4 protein-coding genes are annotated in these 5561 nt (G+C 71.4%); 3 read left to right on the forward strand and 1 reads right to left on the reverse strand.

Features of this window, described 5'->3' with window-relative positions:
* Together moaA and ACH9EU_RS14540 are read left to right on the forward strand one after the other, a co-directional pair.
* The coding region (moaA, locus tag ACH9EU_RS14535) for a GTP 3',8-cyclase MoaA (RefSeq protein WP_396414630.1) at positions 1–1032 on the forward strand (1032 nt) is incomplete at its 5' end.
* Positions 1033–1148: 116 nt separating this feature from the next.
* Positions 1149–1472 (forward strand): DUF6457 domain-containing protein, encoded by a 324-nt coding sequence (locus tag ACH9EU_RS14540; RefSeq protein WP_396414631.1) that lies wholly within the window; start codon positions 1149–1151, stop codon positions 1470–1472.
* Positions 1473–1586: 114 nt separating this feature from the next.
* Here ACH9EU_RS14540 and ACH9EU_RS14545 read toward each other — a convergent pair whose 3' ends face one another.
* On the reverse strand, positions 1587–3941 hold the full coding sequence (locus tag ACH9EU_RS14545) for an FdhF/YdeP family oxidoreductase (RefSeq protein WP_396414632.1): 2355 nt from the start codon (positions 3939–3941) through the stop codon (positions 1587–1589).
* Between the two features lie 391 nt (positions 3942–4332).
* On the opposite strand from ACH9EU_RS14545, the gene ACH9EU_RS14550 reads away from it, so the two are divergent.
* On the forward strand, positions 4333–5561 hold a 1229-nt coding region (locus ACH9EU_RS14550), incomplete at its 3' end, for an FAD-dependent oxidoreductase (protein ID WP_396414633.1).

Below are 5561 nucleotides of genomic sequence, written 5' to 3' on the forward strand. Positions count from 1 at the left end.
GCGCCGGCCTCGGCGGGGCTGGCCGACCGGCACGGGCGGCGGGCGACCGATCTGCGGCTGTCGGTGATCGACAAGTGCAATCTGCGCTGCACCTACTGCATGCCCGCGGCCGGGCTGCCCTGGCTGCCGGCGGCCCAGCTGATGAGCCCCGCCGAGATCGTGCGGATCGTCGGGGTCGGGGTGGGCGAGCTGGGGGTCACCGAGCTGCGCCTGACCGGCGGGGAACCGCTGGTGCGGGGCGACCTGGAGGAGATCCTGGCCGCGGTCCGGGCCGCCCACCCGCGGCTGCCCGTGTCGATGACGACCAACGCGATCGGGCTGGCCTCGCGCGCCCAGGCCCTGGCGGCGGCGGGGCTGGACCGGATCAACGTCTCCCTGGACAGCCTGGACGCTGAGACCTTCAAGGCCCTGGCCCGCCGGGACCGGCTGGGAGACGTGCTGGCCGGGGCCGAGGCGGCCGCGGCGGCGGGGCTGTCCCCGGTGAAGATCAACGCGGTGCTCATGGCCGGGGTCAACGACCACGAGGCCGCCGACCTGCTGGCCTGGGCGCTTCGGCGCGGCTTCGCCCTGCGGTTCATCGAGCAGATGCCCCTGGACGCCGACCACGGCTGGAGGCGGGAGGAGATGGTCACGGCCGCCCAGGTCCGGGACCGGCTCTCGCAGCGGTTCCGGCTGGACCCGCACCCGGGGCAGCGGGCGGGGGCCCCGGCCGAGCTGTGGGAGGTGCGCCCCCCGGCCGGCGGGCCGGTGCTGGGCACGGTGGGGGTCATCGCCTCGGTGACCGAGCCCTTCTGCGCCGCGTGCACGCGGACCCGGATCACCGCCGAGGGGCGGATCCGGTCCTGCCTGTTCTCCCACGAGGAGACCGACCTGCTGTCCCTGCTGCGCGCCGGGGCCTCCGACGCGCAGCTCGCCGAGCTGTGGCGGGCGGCGATGTGGGCCAAACCGGCCGCCCACGGCATGGACCACCCCGGGCTGGACTCCCCCGACTACGTCCAGCCCGAGCGTTCCATGAGCGCGATCGGAGGCTGACAGACGTGCTCGACGTCCTGCCGCCCTTCTCGGGAGGCTGACGTTCCTCCCCGTCCGAGACGGAGGTCGGGCCCACCGCCGAAACGGAGTTCCGAACCGTACGAGAAGGAGACGACATGGCCCTGCACGACGACAGCACCCTCGACCTGGACCAGTGGAGCCGGCGACTCGCCCAGGCCCTGCAGATCCTGGACCTGACGGTGGACACCGGTGAGATCCTGGAGCTCGCTCGGCGGGTCTCCGGATCCGTCTCGCCCGAGGCCGGCCCGCTCACCACCTTCTACGTCGGCTACGCCGCGGCGCTGGACGCGGCCGGAAGCCGGGCCGGCAGGACTCCCGACCAGGCGGTCCGCGACGCGGCGAGCACCGCCGCTCGCATCGCGGACGAGGGCGCCCACGGCGGCCAGGACAGCTCGGGCTGGGCCGCCACCGGCCAGTAGGCGCACGACCTCGCCGAGGACGGCCGGGAAAGGACACCCGGCAACGACGACGGCGGGGCCGGCACCCGTCGAGAGGTGCCGGCCGCGCCGTCGTCCCCGTGGTCGGAGGCCGGCTCAGACGGTCGCGGTCCGGTCCGGGCGGGCGTCCTCATCGGCGCCGGCTCCGGACGGCCCGCCGACCGCATGCTCGAGGCGGACGATGACACCCTTGGAGACGGGGGTGTTGCTGCCCTTGACGGTGTCGTCCAGGGGCACCAGGATGTTGGCCTCCGGGTAGTAGGCCGCGGCGCACCCGCGGGCCGTGGGGTAGGCGACGAGGCGGAACCTGCGCAGCACCCGGTCCTTGCCGTCCACGTACTCGCCGTGGACGTCGACCAGCTGGCCGTCCTCGAAGCCCAGCTCGGCCAGGTCGTCCGGGTTCACGAACACCACGTGGCGGCCCTTCTTGATGCCGCGGTAGCGGTCGTTGTGCCCGTAGATCGTCGTGTTGAACTGGTCGTGCGAGCGCATGGTCTGGAGGATGAGCCGTCCCGGCGGGCACTCCAGGAGATCCAGTGCGTTGACGGTCAGTTGAGCCTTGCCCGTGGGAGTGTTGAACGTGCGGGAATCGCGCGGGCCGTTCTCCATCACGAAGCCGCCCTCCTGCCGGATCCGCTCGTTGTAGTCCTCGCAGCCGACGACGACGTGGGAGATGTGCTCCCGGATGGTGTCGTAGTCGCGTTCGAAGGCCTCCCAGTCGGCGTCGACCGCGTCGGCGAGCGTGGCGCGGGCGATGCGGCTGACGATGGCGACCTCCGACAGCAGGTTCGTGCTGACCGGCTGCACCGACCCCCGGGAGGCGTGGACGGCGCAGACGGTGTCCTCCACGGAGACGAACTGCTCGCCGGTGGCCTGGACGTCGATCTCGGTGCGGCCCAGGGTGGGCAGGATGAGCGCCTCCTCGCCGACCACGGCGTGCGAGCGGTTGAGCTTGGTGGAGATCTGGACACTCATCTCCAGCTTCTCCGTGGCCGCCTCCGTCGCGGCGGTGTCGGACATCGCCCCGACGAAGTTCCCGCCCAGGGCCAGGAAGAACCGGATCCGCCCGTCGCGCATCTGGCGGACGGTCTCGACGGCGTCCGTGCCGTGGTGGCGTGGGGGTTCGAAGGAGAACTCCTGGCCCAGGGCGTCGAGGAAGGCCGGTGGCATCTGCTCCCAGACGCCCATCGTCCGGTCGCCCTGCACGTTGGAGTGGCCGCGGACCGGGGACGCCCCGGCGCCGGGCCTGCCGATGTTGCCGCGCAGCAGCAGGAGGTTGATGATCTCCTTGATCGTGGCCACGCCGTTCTTCTGCTGGGTCACCCCCATCGCCCAGGTGATGACGACGTTCTCCGCCTCGAGGTAGCGCTCGGCGAGCTCGTCGATCTCCGCGGAGGTCAGGCCGGTGGCCGCCAGGACGGTCTGCTCGTCGAGGGCGGCCAGGTGCGCCTTGAGCTCCTCCAGGCCTTCGCAGTGCCGGGCGAGGAACTCGTGGTCCAGGACGGTGCCCGGTGCGGCGTCCTCCGCCTCGAGCACCCGCTTCGAGACGGCCTGCAGCAGGGCCATGTCCCCGCCGGCGCGGATCTGGAGGAACTGGTCGGCGAGTTCCGTGCCCCGGCCGACGACACCCTTGGCGTTCTGCGGGTTCTTGAAACGCCGCAGCCCCGCCTCGGGCAGCGGATTGACCGCCACGATCTGCCCGCCGTTCTCCTTCTGCTTCTCCAGCGCGGCGAGCATCCGGGGGTGGTTGGTGCCCGGGTTCTGCCCGATGAGGATCAGCAGGTCCGCGTTGACGTAGTCGTCGTAGCTGACCGTGGCCTTGCCGATGCCGATGGTCTGGCCCATGCCCCAGCCGGAGGACTCGTGGCACATGTTGGAGCAGTCGGGCAGGTTGTTGGTGCCGAAACCCCGGACGAAGAGCTGGTAGAGGAACGCGGCCTCGTTGGAGGCGCGCCCGCTCGTGTAGAAGGCGGCCTCGTCGGGGGACTCCAGGCTGCTCAGCTTGTCCGCGACGATGGAGACTGCCTCCGCCCAGCTGACGGGCCGGTAGTGGTCCTCGCCCTTGGCCTTGTGGACGGGCTCCGTCAGGCGGCCCTGCATGCCCAGCCAGTACTCCGAGCGTCCGCGCAGATCGCTGATCGAGTGCTCGGCCCAGAACTCGGAACCGACGGTGACGGGAGTGGCCTCCCAGGTGACCGCCTTGGCGCCGTTCTCGCAGAACTCGAAGGTGCTGCGGTGGCCCGGGTCGGGCCAGGCGCAGCTCATGCAGTCGAAGCCGCCCTTCTGGTTCATGCTCAGGAGGGTGCGCCCGGCGCGCACGACGCCCATCTGGTCGAGCGCCGGTTCCATGGAGTAGTAGACGGCCGGCAGGCCGGCCGCCCAGCTCTTCGGCTCGTGGACCTCCAGATCGTTCTCGTCGACCTCGCGCACTCGGGGATTCTGTCGGGCCATGGGGGCGCTGTCCTTACTCTGTCGCTGTTCGCGTCCCCGAGGTGCTCGCGGACGTGCCGGTCCCGTGCATACGGGCAGGTCGCCCACCAGATGCCGGAGGGAACGGCGGGGGTGAAGCATCGTCCTGCATTATGCAACCGTAGTCGTACTGGGCAACATTCTCGGAGGGGTGGGAAGGGGAGTCAAGGATGCCCGCCGCAGGGGCCCGCGTTACGGCCGCAGGGCGACGATCGGGGAAAAATCGGGCCGAACCCTTGACAAGAGAAAGTGACGCGCTTCACTCTAGTACTCACATTACGAATCAGGTTGCACAGTATGCGCCTGTACGGCGGAAGCGTTCCATCTCTGCCTCCGAATCACGTAATACCTAGAGATCCGAAAGGGGTTCTTGATGGAGTCCCTCGTCATTGTTGGTGCGTCCCTGGCCGGCCTGTCGGCCGCGCGGGCCGCTCGTGCGCAAGGTTTTTCCGGCCGGCTGATCATCGTCGGCGACGACCCGCAGCGTCCGTACGACCGTCCTCCGCTGTCCAAGGAGTTCCTGGCCGGCACCTTCCAGCTCGAGGATCTGGCGCTGGAGACGGAGACCGAGGACCTGGGCGCCGAATGGGTGCTGGGCGTGCGGGCGGTGTCCTTCGACGCGGGCACGCGCTCGGTGGTGCTGGAGGACGGGCGGGTGCTGCACGCCGACGGCCTGGTGATCGCCACCGGTGCTTCGCCGCGGTCGCTGCCCCAGGTCGCGGGTCTGGAGAACGTGGTGACCCTGCGCACCCTGGAGGACGCGCGGAAGCTGCGCGACCTGATCGGGCGCGGGGGGCGCCTGGTGGTCATCGGTGCCGGGTTCATCGGGGCGGAGGTCGCCTCCACGGCGCACAAACTGGGCCTGGAGGTCACGGTGCTGGAGAAGGCGCCGACCCCGTTGTGCGGTCCGCTGGGCGCGCAGCTGGGCGCGGTGGTGGCCGGGCTGCACGCCGAGGCCGGGGTGGAGCTGATCTGCGGTGCCGACATCGAGGACTTCGACGTCTCGGACGGTTCCGTCACCGCGGTGCGGCTGGCCGGGGGGCGGGTGCTGCCCACCGACGTGCTGCTCGTGGGGATCGGTGCGGTGCCCAACACCGGGTGGCTGGAGGGTTCCGGGGTCGAGCTGGGCAACGGCGTGGTCTGCGACGAGGTCGGGCGCACGAGCGTGCCGGGCGTCGTGGCGGTCGGCGACTGCGCGGCGTGGCTGGACCCGGTCTCGGGCCGTCATCACCGGGTGGAGCACTGGACCGGCGCCGCCGAGCGCCCGGCGGTGGCCGTGGGGGCGCTGCTGGGCACCGATCTGGTGCAGCTGCCGGCGGTGAAGCCGGCGTACTTCTGGTCGAACCAGTACGGCACCCGGCTGCAGTTCGTCGGGGACGCCGGGGCCGGGGAGCGGGTGGTCTACGAGCAGGGCGGGCCGGGGGAGGAGTCCTTCCTGGCCGTCTACTACGCCGGTGAGGATCCGGTGGCGGTGCTGGGCTGGAACCAGTCCAAGCAGTTCCTCCGCTGGCGCAAGACCCTCGAGAAGCGCGCCGCCGCCCGGATCGCCGCCGCCGGCAAGGCCGCCGCCGCCGCTGCCGGCCTGGCCGCCGGCGGCCAGGC

This window comes from Kocuria rhizosphaerae, assembly GCF_044462265.1.
Taxonomy (GTDB): Bacteria; Actinomycetota; Actinomycetes; order Actinomycetales; family Micrococcaceae; genus Kocuria; species Kocuria rhizosphaerae.